Source organism: Parasutterella secunda, from assembly GCF_023336895.1.
Classification (GTDB): domain Bacteria; phylum Pseudomonadota; class Gammaproteobacteria; order Burkholderiales; family Burkholderiaceae_F; genus Aphodousia; species Aphodousia faecalis.
On record NZ_JAMBLT010000001.1, the window covers coordinates 225,030 to 243,109 of the forward strand.

Below are 18,080 nucleotides of genomic sequence, written 5' to 3' on the forward strand. Positions count from 1 at the left end.
ATTCAACAAAAATTAAGGGTTTTTAATGATGAACATCTAACATAATTGTCGACAAATTGGTGATTTCCCGATACGTAAAATGCGATAATTTAAGCCTATATGTCGGCCTAACCATTTGAAAAATGTAAAATAAATCGCTCTTAATTTTTCTTCTTCACAAAGTTGTTGGCATTTGTTGAAAAAGATCGACGTTTGAAAATCCACGAAAAGACGCCTACGATTAGCCGAAAATACATGGAGCTTACTGAGCTCCCCTCTTTTTATCACTTCTCCAAGGAATAAAAAATGGTTGATGTCCAATTTTGGCTCCAACTTGCCGTCGTCTTATTCTGCTTGGCAGTCGGCGGTCGTTTCGGCGGCGTGGGTTTAGGTGCTGCAGGTGGCTTCGGCGTGAGCATCCTTGTTCTCGGCTTCGGTATGCAACCGGGCTCTCCTCCCGTTTCCGTCCTTTTGATTATTACCGCAGTGATTGCCTGTACGAGTGTCTTGCAGGGCTCGGGCGGTTTGGATTATTTGGTCGGTTTAGCTGAAAAGTTACTGCGTAAATGGCCTCGCGCCATTAACTTTGTGGGCCCCGTGGTTTGCTCCATCTTCGTGATTTTTGTGGGTACCGCCTATGTGGCTTTCGCCGTATACCCGGTGGTAGCTGAAGTGGCAGCCTCGGCAAAGATTAGACCGGAAAGAGCTGTTTCAGCCTCGGTGATCTGCGCCGGTATCGGCGTGATGGCCAGCCCCATGAGTGCCGCTATGGCTGCCATGGTGGGTATCATGTCCGCCTACGGCTACACGTTGCTTGACATTCTGTCGGTTTCTGTTCCCACGTATTTCATCGCCTTATTGGCGGCTTGCTTGTCTGTGAACTGGCGCGGCTGTGAACTCGAAAAAGATCCCGAGTTCATCCATCGCGTGCAAACGGGCCAATACACGGAACTGCATGTTTCCACAATCGATCATATTTATAAGGAACCAAGCAAGGGGGCCAAGATCGGCGTGTTGATTTTCGCTATCGGTATTTTGACCTCCATCACCATTGGCTCGTCTGAAACCCTGCGTCCGTCTTGGGAAATTGCGGGCAAGATCAGCCAATTACCGATTCCGTCTTTGATTCAAATGGTCATGTTGGCTACCGCTTTGGTGATCATTGTTGTCTGTAAGGTACCGAGCGACAAATTTGCTTCCGGCTCTGTTTTCCGCTCCGGTTTGATCGGCGTGGTTGGTGTCTTCGGTATTTCCTGGTTAACGGGTACGTTCTTTGACACGCACAAGGATGTGTTCGTTCACTACTTCTCCGATATCGCCAGTTCTTCGCCAATTATCTTCTGCATCGTCTGCTTCTGCTTTAGCTCGGTAATTTTCTCGCCGACCGTCAGTACGACGATTTTGATGCCGATCGGCTTGGCTTTGGGCTTAAGCCCGCAACTCTTAGTCGGTATTTGGGCTTCCTGCTACGGTGACTTTGTTATCCCTGGCGGCGCACAAATCGGTTGTACGGCTTTTGACCGTACCGGTACTACGAGGTTAGGCAGTTTTGTGTTTAACCACAGCTACATGCGACCGGGTCTGGCCTTTGTTGTGGTCGGCACGGCTGCCGGTTGGTTCATCTCACAAATCATGCTCTAGCCTGTACGGTTAAAACAGTTGCGTTAACGGAGGACTCTTGATGAGTCCTCCGTTTTTTCTACCCCTTAAGAATGACGCATAATTCCCTCAAAGATACAAATCGACACAAATCATTAACAAATTCGCCATTGATTGGATACAGCTCAATCTCTTTTTATTAGGGCAAGTTTGAATCGAATTAAGGAAAATTCCCTACCCATTTTGTAAAAATTTAAGGGTTAACCCTAAACACTTTTTAACATTTTTGTAAAGATAACAGAAAGATATATCCCTAGCTCAAAAACAAAACGCTCGAGACAAGAAAAAGTAGCGTTACATGTGTGAAAATTCGCAGTGCTTAGAAAGGTTACGGAAACGTAGCCTCTTCTATTGTTTAAAAGAGAAAATAAAGGAAACTTACCATGGTTGGTACTGACTTTTGGCTACAACTAATCTTAGTGTTGGCATGCTTGTTCTATGGTGCCCGCAAAGGTGGTATGGCCCTCGGCCTTTTGGGTGGCGTGGGCTTGATCGTTTTGGTTTTCGGCTTCGGCCTTAAACCGGGTAAACCGCCGGTCGACGTGATCCTCACGATTTTGGCCGTGGTTTGCGGTTCTGCTACTTTGCAAGCCGCTGGTGGTTTGGATTGCTTGCTCCAAATCGCTGAAAAGATTTTGCGTAGAAATCCCCGCTACGTCTGCTTCCTCGCTCCGTACATCTGCTGGTTCTTGACCATCTTGTGCGGTACGGGTCACGTCGTTTACACGATGTTGCCCATTATCTATGACGTGGCTATTAAGAACAACATCCGTCCGGAACGCCCGATGGCTGGTTCCACGATCGCCTCTCAAATGGGTGTGATCTGCTCGCCGGCTGCTGTGGCTGCTGTTTCCATGATCGCTTTGATGGAAGGTTACACGATCAATGGCCAACACTTCGGCTTCATTGACCTCTTCTCCATCACGATTCCTGGCGGCTTCTTCGGTGTGTTCGCTGTCTGCTGCTTCTCTTGGTTCCGTGGTAAGGACCTCGACAAGGATCCGGAATTCCAACAATTGATTTCCGATCCGGAAATGAAGAAGTATGTCTACGGTGATACGACGACCTTGATCGGTAAGAAGTTCACGGGCAAGCAATGGCTCTCTTTGGGCTTGTTCATTGGCGTGATCGTTATCGTGGCTATCCTCGGTATGTTCCCCGAATTGCGTCCGAAAGGCTGCTCGATGACCTTGGCTATTCAAATGTTCATGTTGGCTGCCGGTACGTTGATGGTTATCTTCTGCGATGTTAAGGCTTCTGACGTGGCTAAGAACAGCGTGTTCCGCGCTGGTACCGTCGCCATCGTGGCTGTGTACGGTGTGGCTTGGATGGCCGATACGATGTTTGCTGCTCACTTGAACGACTTGAAGGTCGGTTTGACCGAATACGTTAAGGTTTATCCGTGGGCCTACGCTATCGTGTTGCTCTTGGTTTCCAAGTTGGTGAACTCTCAAGCTGCTGCCGTTGCAACGATTGTTCCGGTTGCCTTGGCTGTTGGTACGCCTCCGGGAATCGTGGTCGCTTTCTCTGCCGCCTGCTACGGTTACTACATCCTTCCGACGTATCCGTCTGACTTGGCTGCTATTCAATTCGACCGCTCCGGCACGACCCATATCGGTAAGTTCGTGATCAACCACTCCTTCATCCTCCCGGGCTTGATCGGTGTGTTCACGGCCTCTATCGCCGGTTACATCTTCGCTGCGATGTATGGTTTCGTTTAATCGATAAACCTATCGAGAGTAAATAGCGAATGACTGACGGCAAGTAGTTGAACTCTTCAATTACTTGCCGTTTTTCTTTGACCGTATCATTATTAGAGAATGGCGCCGATTTAACGCTCCCCTTTGTTAAAGGCGTCGATATAACAACGTTAAGGAGATAACGAGAAATGGCTCAAGCTGTTGAATTTAAATACGCTCCGATGTTCCAACTCGGTAAAGACGACACGGAATATTACCTTCTCACCAAAGACTACGTGTCTGAAGGTGAATTCGAAGGTCATAAGATCCTCAAAGTTCAACCGGAAGCTTTGACCCTTTTGGCCAAACAAGCTTTCCACGACACGAACTTTATGCTCCGTCGCGCTCACAATGAACAAGTGGCCAAGATTTTGAAGGATCCGGAAGCCACGGATAACGACAAGTACGTCGCTCTTTCCTTCTTGCGCAACGCTGAAGTGGCCGCCAAGGGTGAATTGCCCTTCTGCCAAGATACCGGCACTGCCATTATTCACGGCGAAAAAGGCCAAGCCGTTTGGACTGGTTTCTGCGATGAAGAAGCTCTCTCCTTGGGCGTTTTCCAAACCTACACGACCGACAGCCTGCGTTACTCTCAAAACGCTCCGTTGTCGATGTACGAAGAAAAGAACACCAAGTGCAACCTTCCCGCTCAAATCGACATTGAAGCTGTTGAAGGCAACGAATACAACTTCTTGTGCGTAGTGAAGGGTGGCGGTTCTGCCAATAAGAGCTACCTCTACCAAGAAACCAAGGCCATTTTGAACCCGAAGACACTTGTTCCCTACCTCATTGAAAAGATGAAGAGCTTGGGTACGGCTGCCTGCCCCCCGTATCACATTGCCTTTGTGATCGGCGGAACATCTGCTGAAAAGACGATGCTCACGGTGAAGTTGGCCTCTACGCACTTCTATGACAACCTGCCCACGACCGGTGACGAAACGGGCCGCGCTTTCCGCGACGTCGAACTTGAAAAGACGCTCTTGGAAGCTGCTCAAAATATCGGTTTGGGTGCTCAGTTCGGTGGCAAATACATGGCTCACGACGTGCGCGTCATTCGCTTGCCGCGCCACGGCGCCAGTTGCCCGGTCGGTATGGGCGTGAGCTGCTCGGCTGACCGCAACATCAAGGCCAAGATCAACAAGGACGGTGTCTGGATTGAAAAACTCGACTCCAACCCCGGCGAATTGATCCCTGAAGAATACCGCAAGGCCGGCGAAGGCGAAACGATTAAGATCGACCTGAACCAACCGATGACGGAAGTTTGCAAGGAATTGAGCAAGTATCCGGTTTCTACCCGTGTGTCCTTAACCGGCACAATCATTGTGGCTCGTGACATCGCTCACGCCCGCATGAAGGAATTGCTTGACAGCGGCAAGGAATTGCCCCAATACATCAAGGATCACCCGGTTCTCTACGCAGGTCCTGCCAAGACGCCTGCCGGTCATCCGTGCGGCTCTATGGGTCCGACAACGGCTAACCGTATGGACCCGTATGTTGATCTCTTCCAAAGCCATGGCGGCTCTATGGTCATGATCGCCAAGGGCAACCGTACGCAAGTCGTGACCGATGCTTGTAAGAAGCACGGTGGCTTCTACCTTGGCACAATCGGCGGTATCGCTGCGGTGCTTTCTGAAAGCTCCATCAAGAGCATCGAATGCATTGAATGGCCGGAACTCGGTATGGAAGCTGTCTACAAGATTGAAGTGCAAGACTTCCCTGCCTTCATTTTGGTGGACGACAAGGGCAATGATTTCTTCAAGCAAATCAAACCCCGTTGCACGATCAAGTGCGAAAAATAACCAGTAGACTGTCTTACTGAATAGGTGAGAATCTACTTTTGATCGCCGTTTCCGTTATGGAAGCGGCGATTTTTTATGCCAGGCGATAGAACAAATTTTTCGCTCCGATAGAAATTAACCTACTTTTACACAGTAACGTCTTTTTGGGATCATAAAGGCATTGACACTGCCGATTTTGGAAAGAATAATAAGGACGTAGACAATTTAAATATGTAGGCAGGCTCTTTTTCATAAATGAGCCAACGGGTTGTTGTGTGTCTCGATTATTTAAATACCCGTATTGCCGGAAACGATTACTTTTATTTTTGATAACTCGGAGCCCATTATGAAAACCGAATGGAGAGGCTTTAAAGGAACCCATTGGGTCGACGATGTCGATGTGCGTGACTTCGTTCAAAACAACTACACTCCCTATGACGGCGATGATTCGTTCTTAGAGCCGCCTACTGAAGCGACCTCTAAGCTTTGGGGTCTTTTGCAAGGCTTACAGAAAGAAGAACGTGCTAAAGGCGGCGTGCTCGACATGGAAACGGAAATTGTCTCCGGCATTACCGCTTACAAAGCTGCCTACATGGGCGAAGGCACTAAGGATCTCGAAAAGGTTGTCGGTTTGCAAACTGACAAGCCCTTAAAGCGTGCTTTTATGCCTTTTGGCGGCATCAAGATGGCCGAACAAGCTTGTGAAACCTACGGCTATAAGCCCAATCCTAAGTTCCACAAGATTTTCACGGAATACCATAAGACTCATAACCAGGGTGTGTACGATGCCTATACGCCTGAAATGCGTCTTGCCCGCAAAAACAAGATCATTACGGGTTTGCCTGACACCTATGGCCGTGGCCGTATTGTCGGTGACTACCGTCGTGTCGCCCTTTACGGTATCGACTTTTTGATTGCCAAAAAGAAAGAAGACATGGCCCATTGCGGATGCGGCATGATGACCGACGAAATCATTCGTCAGCGTGAAGAAATCACCGATCAAATTCGCGCCCTCATGCAGATGAAGGAAATGGCTGCCGACTACGGTTATGACATTTCTGTTCCGGCCAAGAACGCTCGCGAAGCTGTTCAATGGCTCTACTTTGGTTACTTAGCCGCTATTAAAACTCAAAATGGCGCTGCCATGTCTGTCGGCCGTATTTCCACGTTCTTGGATATCTACATTCAACGTGATTTGGCTGAAGGCACGCTCACGGAATCCGAAGCCCAGGAATTGATTGACCACTTGGTGCTCAAATTCCGTATGGTGAAATTCGCCCGTATTCCGTCCTATAACCAGTTGTTCTCTGGTGATCCGGTGTGGGCAACTTTGGAAGTGGCAGGCCTTGGAATGGACGGCCGTTCCATGGTCACTAAGAACGATTTCCGCTTCTTGCATACCCTTGAAAACATGGGACCGTCTCCGGAACCGAATTTGACGATTCTGTACACGAAGCACTTGCCGAAAGCTTTCCGTGACTACGCCGCGAAGATTTCCATCAATACGTCTTCCGTTCAATATGAAAACGATGATGTGATGCGCCCGATCTGGGGTGATGATTACTCCATCTGCTGCTGCGTATCCGCTACGGAAACCGGTAAGGAAATGCAGTTTTTCGGTGCTCGTGCTAATTTGGCAAAGTGCATGCTCTACGCTATTAATGGCGGCGTTGACGAACAAACACTCATGCAAGTGGGCCCCGAATTGCGCCCGATCACTTCCGAATACCTCGACTACGACGAAGTGATGGAACGCTTTGACAAGATGATGGATTGGTTGGCCGGTCTCTACGTGAACACCCTCAACCTGATCCACTACATGCACGACAAGTACTACTATGAAGCTGCAGAGTTGGCCTTGATTGATACGGACGTGCGTCGTACGTTTGCGACCGGTATCGCTGGTTTCTCGCATGTAGTCGACTCCCTTTGCGCCATTAAGTACGCTAAGGTCAAGACCGTGCGTAACGAACAAGGTGTGGTCATTGGTTACGAAACCGAAGGCGACTTCCCGCGCTACGGCAACGATGATGATCGTGCGGACTCCATCGCCGTGTGGCTCTTGAAGACCTTCATGAAGAAGCTTCGCAAGTTCCACACGTACCGCAACTCCGAACCGACCACTTCGATTTTGACGATTACGTCCAACGTTGTGTACGGTAAGGCTACGGGCGATCTTCCGGATGGCCGCAAGTCCGGCGAGCCTCTCTCTCCGGGTGCTAACCCCAGCTACGGCGCGGAACAAAACGGTTTGCTTGCCTCGTTGAATTCTGTGGCTAAGCTTCCCTATGAATACGCTTTGGACGGCATCTCTAACACGCAAACCATTAGCCCCGACGCTCTCGGCCATTCGCTTGAAGAACGCGTCAACAATTTGGTGCGTGTGATGGACGGTTATTTCGAACGCGGTGCCCATCATCTCAATGTCAACATTTTCGGTACGGAAAAGTTGATCGATGCAATGGAACACCCGGAAAAACCTGAATATGCGAACTTCACGATTCGTGTGTCCGGCTACGCTGTCAAGTTCATTGACTTGACCCGCGAACAACAACTCGACGTGATTTCTCGTACCTGCCACAAAGCGATGTAATTTGACAAACCGCACGCCATCAGTCCGCACAACGCGGATTGAGCGGCGTGCATTTTTTTGTGATTGTCATGACCCTTGCACATGTTCACTCTTATGAAACGTTCGGCTCTGTAGACGGCCCCGGCGTGCGTTTTGTTCTCTTCTTACAAGGCTGCAAAATGCGTTGTCAGTACTGTCACAACCCTGACACGTGGAAAATGGGAATCGGCGAACAAAAAAGTGCTCGCGAGATCTTAGACTTTGCCTTGCGCTACAAGTCATATTGGGGAGAAGACGGCGGAATTACGGTCAGTGGTGGCGAGCCGTTGCTTCAAATTGACTTCCTTTTGGAATTTTTCAAAATGGCCAAGGCCGAGGGGGTGCATACCACCATTGACACGGCCGGCTGGCCCTTTACCCGAAAAGAACAATTCTTTTCCAAGTTTCAAGAGCTGATGCAATTGACCGATTTGGTTATGCTCGACATTAAGCATATTGACGATGCCAAACACCGGGAATTGACCAAACAGTCCAATGCAACCATTTTGGATTGCGCTCATTATTTAGACGAGATCCATAAAGATGTATGGATTCGTCATGTGTTGGTTCCTGGGCGCACCGACGAAGATGAAGCACTCCAAAAGCTCTCTGATTTTATTTCCACTCTCCACAATGTCAGAAAAGTGGAAGTATTGCCCTACCATTCTTTCGGGATGTACAAATGGGAAGAGTTGGGGTTGAAGTATGAACTCAAGGATACACCGGCTCCGTCTGCAGAACGGGTGATTAACGCTGAAAAAATCCTGAAAACATCTTCTTATCACTAAGCTCGAAAGCCCGCGCAGCCGGGCTTTCTTTTTAAATCAGGCCATCTTCCTCCTCATCTCGCAAATCACGCAGAATATAGCCGACACCTGAATAGGCAGAAATTACACTGCCGTCAAAGCCGAGGTCTTCAAATTTCTTCCGAATCCGGGCAAAACAGACCCGAAGATATTGAACTTCTGTACTGAATTCAACACCCCATACCGCTGTTAATAATTTTTCATGCGGAATGACCGCGCCGGGGTCCTTCATCAAAATTTCAAGGAGTCGCCACTCCTTGTCATTGAGCCTGACTTCTTGATCACGGATAAAACACTTTCTGGATGACTTAATCAAACGAATCGGTCCGTTTTTAATTTCTGTTTGAGCGCAGCTGGTTTCCTCAACTTTGTGGCTGCGTCTCAAGATAGCCTTAATTCGCATGATTAACTCATCGATGGAGAAAGGCTTCACGATGTAGTCATCCGTTCCTAATCGAAATCCCTCAATTTTGGTGCGAACATCGTTACGTGCACTGACGATAATCACGGGAATAGGAGAATGCGAGCGGATAATTTTCAAAACTTCCAACCCATCGTCGATGACCTGTGACAGATAGTGCGACACTATCTGTCACACCTTTTCAAGCTCAACTGTTCAAGCAGTTAAGCTTGAAAAGGGAGAAAAACAATGGCTTCTCATAAAGTTGTATTAAGTTCTAAAAAGCAAGGAATCCTCGGCATTGTCGGCCACGCAGGATGCGGTCACTGTAATAGCCACTTGGGCTTCATTCAGGATGATTCGGGCGGCCTAACGGCTGTGATGGCTTTGTTGACCGAAGCGACCGGTTTATCGCTTGAAATAGAAAGCGTGAAAACCGTTACCGGTATGGATGGTTTCTTTGAAGTCCGAACAAAGGCTGGCGGCGTCGGTCGCGCCCATCCCCGCCGTGGGATTACGGCAGCCGAAGCTCGCTTAGCCCAATGGGCCGTCGGACAAGACGCCACCTGCTCGCAAACAGTAGCCATGAATACTTTTGGCCGTATCTTGGGGCAAGGCGCAATGGAAGTTCCCGTGGCGTTTCAAACCGCTGTTGCCAACGCTGCTTTGGATAGTTTCGCAAGAAATTTCCCTGGGCAATTCCTGCTTTCCGATGAAAAAGTCCCCGGTAATGGCGGCATCGGCCCCAATGAAGACATTGAGGGCAATGTTTGTCTTTTCGGTAAAGAAGAAGTCATGAAACCATTGGGATTGGACCACCTTCCCACCTTCTTGCTGGAAGGCAAGGTTTGCGCGTCTCCGGTCTCCGATGAAATCCAAGAAAATACATTCCTGATTCGTGCCCACACTGATGCCGATAACCCAGTTGTCGCGGAATGCTACATCGAAGCCGCAAAACGATTAGGCTACCCGGCCACTTACCGCCCAGAAATGCTAGCTCGCAGTGAAAACGCCATGAGAAACTTAACCGAAGAAATGGGTAAACGCATCCAAGAATTCGGCAAAGAGTTGGCTCAAGCAACGACGGCTATTGAAAAATGCCGTATTTCTGCAGCCATCAATGAATTTGCCAGCCAAGAGTTGGGCGGCATTACTTTTATGGGGGATAATATTCACAAAATTATGGGTGGCGTCGGACAAATTCCAGGACTTACAGCTTGCATGAGTCTTTTTGTTCCGCGCTCCAGTATCCAACGCGATGTTTTGCCTTCGCTGTCAATGCAAGACGCGCATCGCTACGCTGAAATTTTGGAAAGAAGGTGCTCTGATCCTCGCCGATCGGTTACCTGAAGCTCAAGCTATTGTTAATAAACACGCATCAGTCTGAAAGGAGTTTCAAATGACATGCTGTTCTAAGAAAAAGGTAATGGTTCTGGCCACCGGCGGCACCATTGCCATGAAAATGGATGAAAAAATCGGTGCTTTGGTGCCGGCCTGTACAGGCGAAGACCTGGTGGCCGCCGTACCCGGTTTAGACAAAGTGGCTCATGTTGAAGTTGAACAAATCTGCAATGTGGCCTCGCCCAACATGACGCCTGAAATTATGTTCAAGCTTCACCAACGTGCTGAAGAACTCCTTGCTCAGGACGATGTTGCCGGTGTTGTCATCACGCACGGAACAGACACACTTGAAGAAACATCCTATTTCCTTGACATTACCCACCAATCGGATAAGCCGATTGTGTTGACAGCCGCTATGCGTGGCGCTGGCGATGTCAGCCCCGATGGTCCCGCCAACATTTACTGCGCCGTTCAAGCCGCTGCTGATTGCTCTTCGCGTGGCAAGGGCGTGATGGTTTGCCTCAATAACCTCTTGCATGCCGCAGGCGAAGTCATGAAGACACACTCGGCCAATTGCGCAACTTTCGCCTCTCCTTGGTGGGGTCCCATCGGTTACGTTGAAGCCGATCGCATCGTTTATCGCCGCGTTCCTGTGGCTCATCGGATTTTCAATCCTAAAGCTCTGACCGCTCGCGTTGATCTGATTAAGGCTGTTACCGGTTCTGATCGTACCTATATTGACTTTGCGGTCGCTCAAGGTTGCAAAGGCATCATCGTTGAAGGCTTCGGTCGCGGCAATATTCCCCCGATGATGGAAGACGGCATCAGTGATGCTTGCGCTAAAGGCGTGGTCGTCATTATTTCAACCCGCACGCCGGGCGGACGCGTTTTGGATGTGTATGGTTATCCGGGATCCGTTACGGATAGCTGCAAGCGCGGAGCCATCATGGGCGGTGAAATCTCCGCAGCCAAGGCTCGTCTGAAATTGATTCTTGCGTTAAGCGAAAATCCTGAATTAGCAGGCGATCGTAAGACGCTTCAGGAAATTTTTGACGAATAGTCAGTTTCCTCCCCAAAACCAACCATTCTTTGCTTTACCTGTTTAAGGTAGCCTCCCGAAGAATCTCGGGAGGCTCTTTTTTAGATAAATTAAATGGAGTAACCGGCTTTACGGGCAAAACGAACCGTCGCATCCAAGAAACCTTGCTTGGATCCACAGTCATAGCGAATGCCGTCAAAACGGTGAGAGTATGTTGTATTCAGATTCAACTGACCGGCGATAGCATCAGTTAATTGGATTTCTCCGCCCACGCCCTTTTGAACTTTCTTTAAGCGTTCAAAAATTTCCGGCTCCAACACATAACGGCCGATCACAGCAAGGGTTGAAGGCGCATGGTCAGGATCGGGTTTTTCAACCATTTCGTGTACCAAGCTCGTAGTCGCAAGGCCATCTTCGACTCCAACAATACCGTACTTTTTCGTATCTGCCTTTGGCACATCCTGAACCGCCAAGATATTTCCGCCGCCCAATTGCTTGCGAGCTTCAATTAACTGACCGATGGCAGACTGTTGAGCATCAATCAAGTCATCGGCCAACATTACGGCAAAAGGTTCATCACCAACCACGGGTTGAGCACAAAGAACCGCATGACCCAGACCCAACGGTTCTGGCTGACGAATATAGATGAAAGTCACGCCCATCGGCGCAATAGAACGAACTGTCTGAAGTAATTCTGTCTTACCTTTTTCAATTAATTCTTTTTCCAGCATCGGAGCCTTATCGAAATGATCTTCAATGGCTCGTTTATAACGCCCAGTGATAAAAATCATTTCTGTAATACCGGCTGCGTACGCTTCTTCTACCGCATACTGGATTAAAGGCTTATCCACGACCGGCAGCATTTCCTTAGGCATTGCTTTTGTCGCCGGTAAAAAACGAGTTCCGAGCCCTGCGACCGGGAATACAACTTTGCGAACGTCTTTCATCTTTTATGACTCAAAGAATTAAAATACACAGCCGTTAAGTATATCGAATCCTCTTTCAACTAAGCCTAAAGACCTAGGATTAATACCCATGCAAAGCGAACAAAATGTAACCGTCATCGGAGATGTTCACGGTTGCCTACCAAGCTTATCCCAACTTTTAGAAAAAATTCCAGAAAACTCTCCACTGATTTTTATCGGGGACCTCATTAATCGGGGACCTGCATCGTTGGAAACGTTGCGACTTGTGTATTCCATGGGAAAACGAGCGACATTAATTTTGGGCAATCATGAAATGCATCTGCTCGCGACAGCTGCCGGCGCCGGCAAACCCAACCGCAGAGACACTATTGATGAAATTCTGGCCGCTCCAGACGCTGAAAAATTGATTGATTGGATTCGTCACCAATATTTACTTTATGACTGGAAAGATTACACCTTCGTTCATGCGGCAATCGATCCGGCCTGGTCTTTAAAGAAAGCGCGCGCTCTAGCTTGCGAAGTTCAAGAACATTTACGAAGTGATCATTGGAAAGATTACTTGCAGGAAATGTATGGCAAAGATCTTTGGGACAACGACTTAACCGGTTCCGCTCGCATGCGAGCTATTTTGAATGGTTTTACACGAATCCGCTTCGTGGACAAAAAAGGCGTTCCCGATTATAAGGCCAAAGATTCTCCCAACAATACACCTAAACATCTAATACCTTGGTTTGAGTGCTCTCACAGAAAAACAAAAAACGACAATATTGTGTTTGGCCATTGGTCAACACTGGGACTTGTTATTCAAGAGCACATCATTGCACTGGACACAGGTTGCATATGGGGCGGAGCGCTAACTGCTGTCGTGCTGCCTCAAAGACAAATCATTCAAGTCAAAGCGCCCCAATATTGCGATCCTTTTGCTTAATTAGGCTTTCTCGAGAGTTCCGACAGCATCACAGTGGTGATGCACATTGTCGGGATAATCCTTCATCGGGTCGGTCACTCCCATGGCAGAACTCATCAGCGCGGAAGCTTCGCATGCGACCTCGTGGCGAGTTTTACCCTCCACGTTAATCGTGGGCAGTACCTTTAGAGTCACCGCGAGTCCTGGAGTGCTGCATATTGTCCAAAGGCATTTAAAAATGGAAATGTTGGCGTAGGATGCCTTGGTGGTTTTCACCCCATTTTCCGTATAGCAAATGGCAACCGGCAACACCGGAGTACCCGACAATATGGCCGGTTCAATCAAGTTCGGTTTAAGAGGCAAAAGAGAGACGCCTTCGCTTGTCTTCCCCTCGGGGAAAAGCATAATGGTTTGATGTTGCATCAGGGCGGCACTAATTTGTTCATTCACGGAAATGATTGAACGGCGATTCTTTCTCTGGATAAAAAGCGTATCCACTCCCTTAGCGATACGACCGAATACAGGCCAACCGGCGATCTCGCTTTTGGCGATAAAGCGACCGGGTTTCATGGCATTAAGCGCGAAAATATCCACAAAGGAAATATGATTGGCAACAATCAGGCAGTGGCTCTTATAAACGTCCCCTTCAACAGAAAAGCGCATCCCGATCATGTCAATAAAAGTTCGGGCCCATGTTTTGATAATTTTTCGTTTGGCTTCAGGCTTTATCCATTGAAGGTAAAACAACACCAATAAAATACAAGCTAAGGCAAATAAAAGCGCCAAGATAAATCGAAAAGAACCAACGATCTTATTCATACGTCAACAGAAGTGGATTCATTAAAAAACTGCTGCAAGATGATACACGCTGCCTCATCGTCTATAAAGTCTGCTTCACTATCAACAACTGCCGAGGAATAACGTTCATCAATTCTGTTAACCGGCAAATGAAACCGACCCTCAAGTTGCCTTGCAAAACGCTCACATCGATTTGTCATTTCGTGAGAATGACCATCAGGATGCCTAGGTATTCCTACAACAAAAGCCACCGGCGACCATTCTCTCACCAACGCGTTTATTCCATTCCAACGAGATTGAACCGTCCGGGAATCAATAATCCGGTAGGGACTCGCTTGCCGCGTCAGGGTATTTCCAAGCGCAACACCTATTCTTTTCTCACCGAAATCAAAGCCAATAATTACTCCGTCGTTCATGCGTGTCCTACCTCTTCTCCCCACGCTTCCAGTGTGGTTAAATCAATGCCTAAAAGTTTCAGCGCTTTCTCGTAACGCTCTTCAATCGGTGTGTCGAAAATAATTTTTTCATCCGCTGGCGCAATCAGCCAACCACTCACGGACAATTCGGCTTCCAACTGCCCCTCGCTCCATCCCGAATAACCAAGCGAGAGCAAAAATTTTTCCGGAGCACCTTCACAAGCTCCGATTGCTTCCAAAACATCACGAGACGTCGACAAATAGATTTGGTCAGTCACCTGCATGGTTGAGTGATATTTCTTATTGGCGCTGTGCAGCACAAAGCCTCTTTCTATCTGAACAGGCCCACCGTCGTGAAGGAAAATTTCTTTTAGCGCCGGATTCTTATTTTCAATCCCGATTCTTTGCAAAAGCGATTCCACACTGAGACGAATGGAACGGTTAATGACAATCCCCATCGCCCCGCTTTTTGTATGCTCGCAAAGGTAAACAACCGTCCCGGCAAATGTCGGGTCCTTCATATTGGGTGCTGCAATCAAAAAATGATCTTTATAGGAAACAAATTCTGCCATTCTGACTTTCCCCATCATCCTAACAAAAGAGTATTTTCACACATCTGTCACGCCTGCGCTATGATGGGAGAATTCTGTTACTTTGAGATGCATCATGGTTGAAAACGTCCTCGAACAATTAATCGATTTTTTCAAAACAGGTCAGGCTCAATTCCGGGTTCTGGAGCATGCCGCAGGCGGCAAATCCAGCCAATCTGTTGCTGAAATTCGCGGCACAGAATTAGGCCAAGGTGCTAAGGCTTTGGTCTGTCACGTTAAAGGAAACGGGGTAAAGCTTTATGTTTTAGCCGTTTTGCCAGCCGATAAGCAAGCTGATTTGGCAAAGCTCGCCCAAGCTCTTGGCGGACGCAGGGCATCTCTGGCTAGCCCCGATGAGGTTAAAGAATTAACCGGCTGTGTCTTCGGTGCGGTTCCTCCCGTAAGCCTTCACCCGGATTTGAAACTCGTTGCCGATCCGAGCCTTTATGAGCGCTATGATGAATTGGCATTTAACGCAGGCCTGTTGGATCACTCCATCATTATTAAAACGGAAGATTACAAGAGAGTTGTTCACCCTGAACTGATTGACTTCCTGAAAGACAACCCTCCGTCTTAACCATTTGACGCCATTATGATTTTTGGTGTTAATACTCCTTTTCAAGTCAGCTAAAAAGGTCTATCATTTGCGACTTTCTTTTTTAGCTGACTTTTTTATTGCCATGATTGATTACGGCACAGTTCTTCAAGCTGCCCTCACGCCGATTACCTTGATTTCCGGCGTCGGTTTGCTCTTAGTGTCGATGACTAATCGCTACAACCACTCCACTGACCGTTTGCGCCAGCTGTTGCGCGAAAGCGATGCCATCAAACCCCGAAAAGACAATGATCTTGATCACGCGATTGAATTGATTTTTCTGCGTGTTCGACTTTTGCGCAAAGCGATCCTGCTCATTGTTCTTTCTGGTATGTTCAGCGCCCTTTTGGTGCTAATGAGTATTTTTGAAATCGCCCTTGGAGATGATTTCATGGTGCTCAAATCCATCTTGCTTTTGATTGCTATCGTGATGGTTGTGGTATCCACTCTTATTTTTGCCAAAGAAGTCGGCACTTCCATGAAAGCGCTGGGCTTGAGCGTTCACCACTAAAGGAGCAGAAACATGGTTGAATATCATCAGATGCTTACCACGTCACTGCCCCCGGTGACATTGATCTCTGGTGTCGGTCTTTTGCTTTTGGCAATGACCGCCCGTTATAACCACTCGACAAACCGTGTACGCCAGCTGCTGCGCGAGCGCAATTCGATTGCTCCGAGAGAAAATCAAGATCTCAATCATGAAATCGATTTGATCTTCGAGAGAGCGTCTCTGCTGAGAATGTCTATTCTCACTGTTGTTCTTTCCGCAACATTTAGTGGTTTGCAGGTATTGGCGGGCATTCTTGAGTGCCTTTTCATGTTGGACTTGGATGTTTTAAAACTCGGGGCACTTATTTTGTCTATCGGTTGCCTACTTGTTTCAACCATTTATTTCGTCAAAGAAGTCTCACTTTCAACAAAAGCCATTGGACTTAGCGTTGAACACCGCTAGTTTCTGCCATTGGGGGAAGTCATTTTTGACTTCCCTTATTTTTCAGCAGACAAAGGCACATATGGTGCTTCGCCCCATCTAACGTACCTTTGTCAAAATAGAAATAAAGGCAATCCTTGTCAAAAGCAAAAGAAGGTTTGTTTTCAACAAGCGACATTCTTTTAGTAACGGTTGTCACAACAAGTTTTTCTTTTTAAATCAGCAAAATATTAATATCCCGTGTCAAATTAAACGGTAATTATGGCCTTCGGGTTAACATAAAAACCTATTGACGGATGTCAGCAGTGATCGCACAATAAAATCATTCTCAATCTTTGGGAGAAAAATGATGGCCCCACTGTCTGTTATCTCTTTGTCTGGGAACGCCTTTGAACAAGGTCTGACATATGGACGAATTGAACAAGAAAAAATTCTAAAGGCTATACATTTTTATTCCGGTATGTTTGAGGGAATGGCTGGAATTTCTTGGGAAAAAGCAAAAAGCATTTGCTCATCATTTCTTCCGGCCATTCAAGATTATTATCCCGAAGCACTTGATGAAATGAGAGGCATCTCCCAAGGAGCCAATCTTTGTTTCGAAGATATTCTGACACTGAACTGTCGTAGCGAAGTTCTTTTTGCTCAACCCGATGGCTGCAGTTGCATCGGTCTGTTACCCGAACAAAGCACGGATGGACATGTTTATCTTGGACAAACTTGGGATTGGTTGCGTAAATCCGGCGAGCACATCTCTATTGTCAAAATTCAACAAGATCACGGTCCTGACATTTTGATGGTCGTCGAAGCAGGAGTTATCGGCGGGAAAGGGCTCAATAGCAATGGCATTGGTGTCGGTCTAAATTGCACTAGCGTGTCTAAAGGTCAAATCGGCGTTCCTCTCCACATTATGTTCAGAACCATTTTGAACGCTACCACCATATCTAACGGTTTGGATTGTATCGCCAAGGCCAAAAGAGCAGGAGCTGGCACTTTTAACCTCGGCTCCAGTGAAGGTTTCTTGATGAGTGTGGAATATACTCCCGACAATTTCGATGTCTTAATGGCGGAAAACTCACCGTTGTGCCACACAAACCATTACCAATCTCCCCTTTTCAAAGATCAGGATACCTTTAAAGTAGAACTGACGGACACATTTGTTCGACTTAACCGAATGAGAAGACTGTGCCAAGCGCACACGGAAAAGTATGATCGAACTTTCCTGATGTCGGTTTTAAGTGACCACGCAAACTATCCAGATTCTATTTGCAGTCACGAGGATCCCGCCGACCCTCCGTTTAAACAGCTGTGCACTGTCTACTCAATGATGATGGACCTAACTGAACGAACCCTGTGGATCACGCCAAATAACCCGTGCGAAGGACATGAAATAAAAATCTCCCTGTATTAATACTCTTCATTGTTCGAGGAGACTTTCCGAGTTCCCTCTTTGCAAATCTTTTTTCTAGGAAAAAACGATCACACTCTCATAAATAACAAAAATTGTTATAAACCAATTCAGCATCTACCACTCCTAATAAGTTGTACCTACTCTTGATGTAATTAAA

The 18,080-nt window shown here is 47.5% G+C and carries 17 protein-coding genes; 12 read left to right on the plus strand and 5 right to left on the minus strand.

Annotated features, from left to right (window positions below):
* The first annotated feature begins 285 nt into the window (after positions 1–285).
* From M3080_RS01055 to pflA, 5 genes are all read left to right on the plus strand, one after another.
* Positions 286–1,620: an anaerobic C4-dicarboxylate transporter family protein gene (locus tag M3080_RS01055; RefSeq protein ID WP_249091533.1), complete on the plus strand. Its 1,335-nt coding sequence runs from the start codon at positions 286–288 to the stop codon at positions 1,618–1,620.
* Positions 1,621–2,021: 401 nt separating this feature from the next.
* Positions 2,022–3,359 (plus strand): anaerobic C4-dicarboxylate transporter, encoded by a 1,338-nt coding sequence (locus M3080_RS01060; protein WP_022472524.1) that lies wholly within the window; start codon positions 2,022–2,024, stop codon positions 3,357–3,359.
* 167 nt (positions 3,360–3,526) lie between these two features.
* A complete protein-coding gene (locus M3080_RS01065; RefSeq protein WP_249091536.1) occupies positions 3,527–5,176 on the plus strand; it encodes a fumarate hydratase in 1,650 nt (549 codons plus the stop codon).
* Between the two features lie 325 nt (positions 5,177–5,501).
* Entirely contained in the window at positions 5,502–7,748 is a 2,247-nt protein-coding gene (gene pflB / locus M3080_RS01070) for a formate C-acetyltransferase (RefSeq protein WP_249091538.1), read from the plus strand.
* Between the two features lie 68 nt (positions 7,749–7,816).
* Positions 7,817–8,554, plus strand: coding sequence for a pyruvate formate-lyase-activating protein (pflA, locus tag M3080_RS01075; protein ID WP_249091539.1), 738 nt, complete (start codon positions 7,817–7,819; stop codon positions 8,552–8,554).
* A 31-nt stretch (positions 8,555–8,585) separates the two neighbouring features.
* Here the strand turns inward: pflA and M3080_RS01080 are convergent, their stop codons facing one another.
* Positions 8,586–9,158, minus strand: a complete 573-nt coding sequence (locus M3080_RS01080; RefSeq protein WP_249091541.1) for a response regulator transcription factor — start codon at positions 9,156–9,158, stop codon at positions 8,586–8,588.
* 63 nt (positions 9,159–9,221) lie between these two features.
* Here M3080_RS01080 and M3080_RS01085 point away from each other — a divergent pair, with 63 nt between their 5' ends.
* Together M3080_RS01085 and M3080_RS01090 are read left to right on the plus strand one after the other, a co-directional pair.
* Positions 9,222–10,322 (plus strand): hypothetical protein, encoded by a 1,101-nt coding sequence (locus tag M3080_RS01085; protein WP_249091543.1) that lies wholly within the window; start codon positions 9,222–9,224, stop codon positions 10,320–10,322.
* Positions 10,323–10,371: 49 nt separating this feature from the next.
* Positions 10,372–11,373: an asparaginase gene (locus M3080_RS01090; protein ID WP_249091545.1), complete on the plus strand. Its 1,002-nt coding sequence runs from the start codon at positions 10,372–10,374 to the stop codon at positions 11,371–11,373.
* Positions 11,374–11,462: 89 nt separating this feature from the next.
* On the opposite strand, the gene galU is transcribed toward M3080_RS01090, so the two are convergent.
* Entirely contained in the window at positions 11,463–12,299 is an 837-nt protein-coding gene (gene galU, locus M3080_RS01095) for a UTP--glucose-1-phosphate uridylyltransferase GalU (protein WP_022472533.1), read from the minus strand.
* Positions 12,300–12,387: 88 nt separating this feature from the next.
* Here galU and M3080_RS01100 point away from each other — a divergent pair, with 88 nt between their 5' ends.
* Positions 12,388–13,206 (plus strand): symmetrical bis(5'-nucleosyl)-tetraphosphatase, encoded by an 819-nt coding sequence (locus M3080_RS01100; protein WP_249091546.1) that lies wholly within the window; start codon positions 12,388–12,390, stop codon positions 13,204–13,206.
* Here M3080_RS01100 and M3080_RS01105 read toward each other — a convergent pair whose 3' ends face one another.
* From M3080_RS01105 to M3080_RS01115, 3 genes are read right to left on the minus strand one after another with little or no spacing between them, the layout of a single operon-like run.
* Positions 13,207–14,004, minus strand: coding sequence for a lysophospholipid acyltransferase family protein (locus M3080_RS01105; protein ID WP_249091547.1), 798 nt, complete (start codon positions 14,002–14,004; stop codon positions 13,207–13,209).
* On the minus strand, positions 14,001–14,399 hold the full coding sequence (ruvX, locus tag M3080_RS01110) for a Holliday junction resolvase RuvX (RefSeq protein ID WP_249091548.1): 399 nt from the start codon (positions 14,397–14,399) through the stop codon (positions 14,001–14,003). The genes M3080_RS01105 and ruvX overlap by 4 nt, the downstream gene beginning before the upstream one ends.
* A complete protein-coding gene (locus tag M3080_RS01115) occupies positions 14,396–14,986 on the minus strand; it encodes a YqgE/AlgH family protein (protein WP_249091549.1) in 591 nt (196 codons plus the stop codon). The genes ruvX and M3080_RS01115 overlap by 4 nt, the downstream gene beginning before the upstream one ends.
* A 79-nt stretch (positions 14,987–15,065) precedes the next feature.
* On the opposite strand from M3080_RS01115, the gene M3080_RS01120 reads away from it, so the two are divergent.
* The 4 genes from M3080_RS01120 (at position 15,066) to M3080_RS01135 (ending at position 17,923) form a co-directional block, all read left to right on the plus strand.
* Positions 15,066–15,566 carry a YbaK/prolyl-tRNA synthetase associated domain-containing protein gene (locus M3080_RS01120; protein WP_249091550.1) on the plus strand — a complete coding sequence of 167 codons (501 nt, stop codon included), beginning with the start codon at positions 15,066–15,068 and terminating at the stop codon, positions 15,564–15,566.
* Positions 15,567–15,633: 67 nt separating this feature from the next.
* Positions 15,634–16,095 carry a DUF2721 domain-containing protein gene (locus M3080_RS01125; RefSeq protein ID WP_249091551.1) on the plus strand — a complete coding sequence of 154 codons (462 nt, stop codon included), beginning with the start codon at positions 15,634–15,636 and terminating at the stop codon, positions 16,093–16,095.
* 12 nt (positions 16,096–16,107) lie between these two features.
* Positions 16,108–16,536, plus strand: coding sequence for a DUF2721 domain-containing protein (locus tag M3080_RS01130; protein WP_249091552.1), 429 nt, complete (start codon positions 16,108–16,110; stop codon positions 16,534–16,536).
* Positions 16,537–16,861: 325 nt separating this feature from the next.
* Complete coding sequence (locus M3080_RS01135) at positions 16,862–17,923, plus strand: C45 family autoproteolytic acyltransferase/hydrolase (RefSeq protein WP_249091553.1); 1,062 nt, start codon at positions 16,862–16,864, stop codon at positions 17,921–17,923.
* Positions 17,924–18,080: the final 157 nt, after the last annotated feature.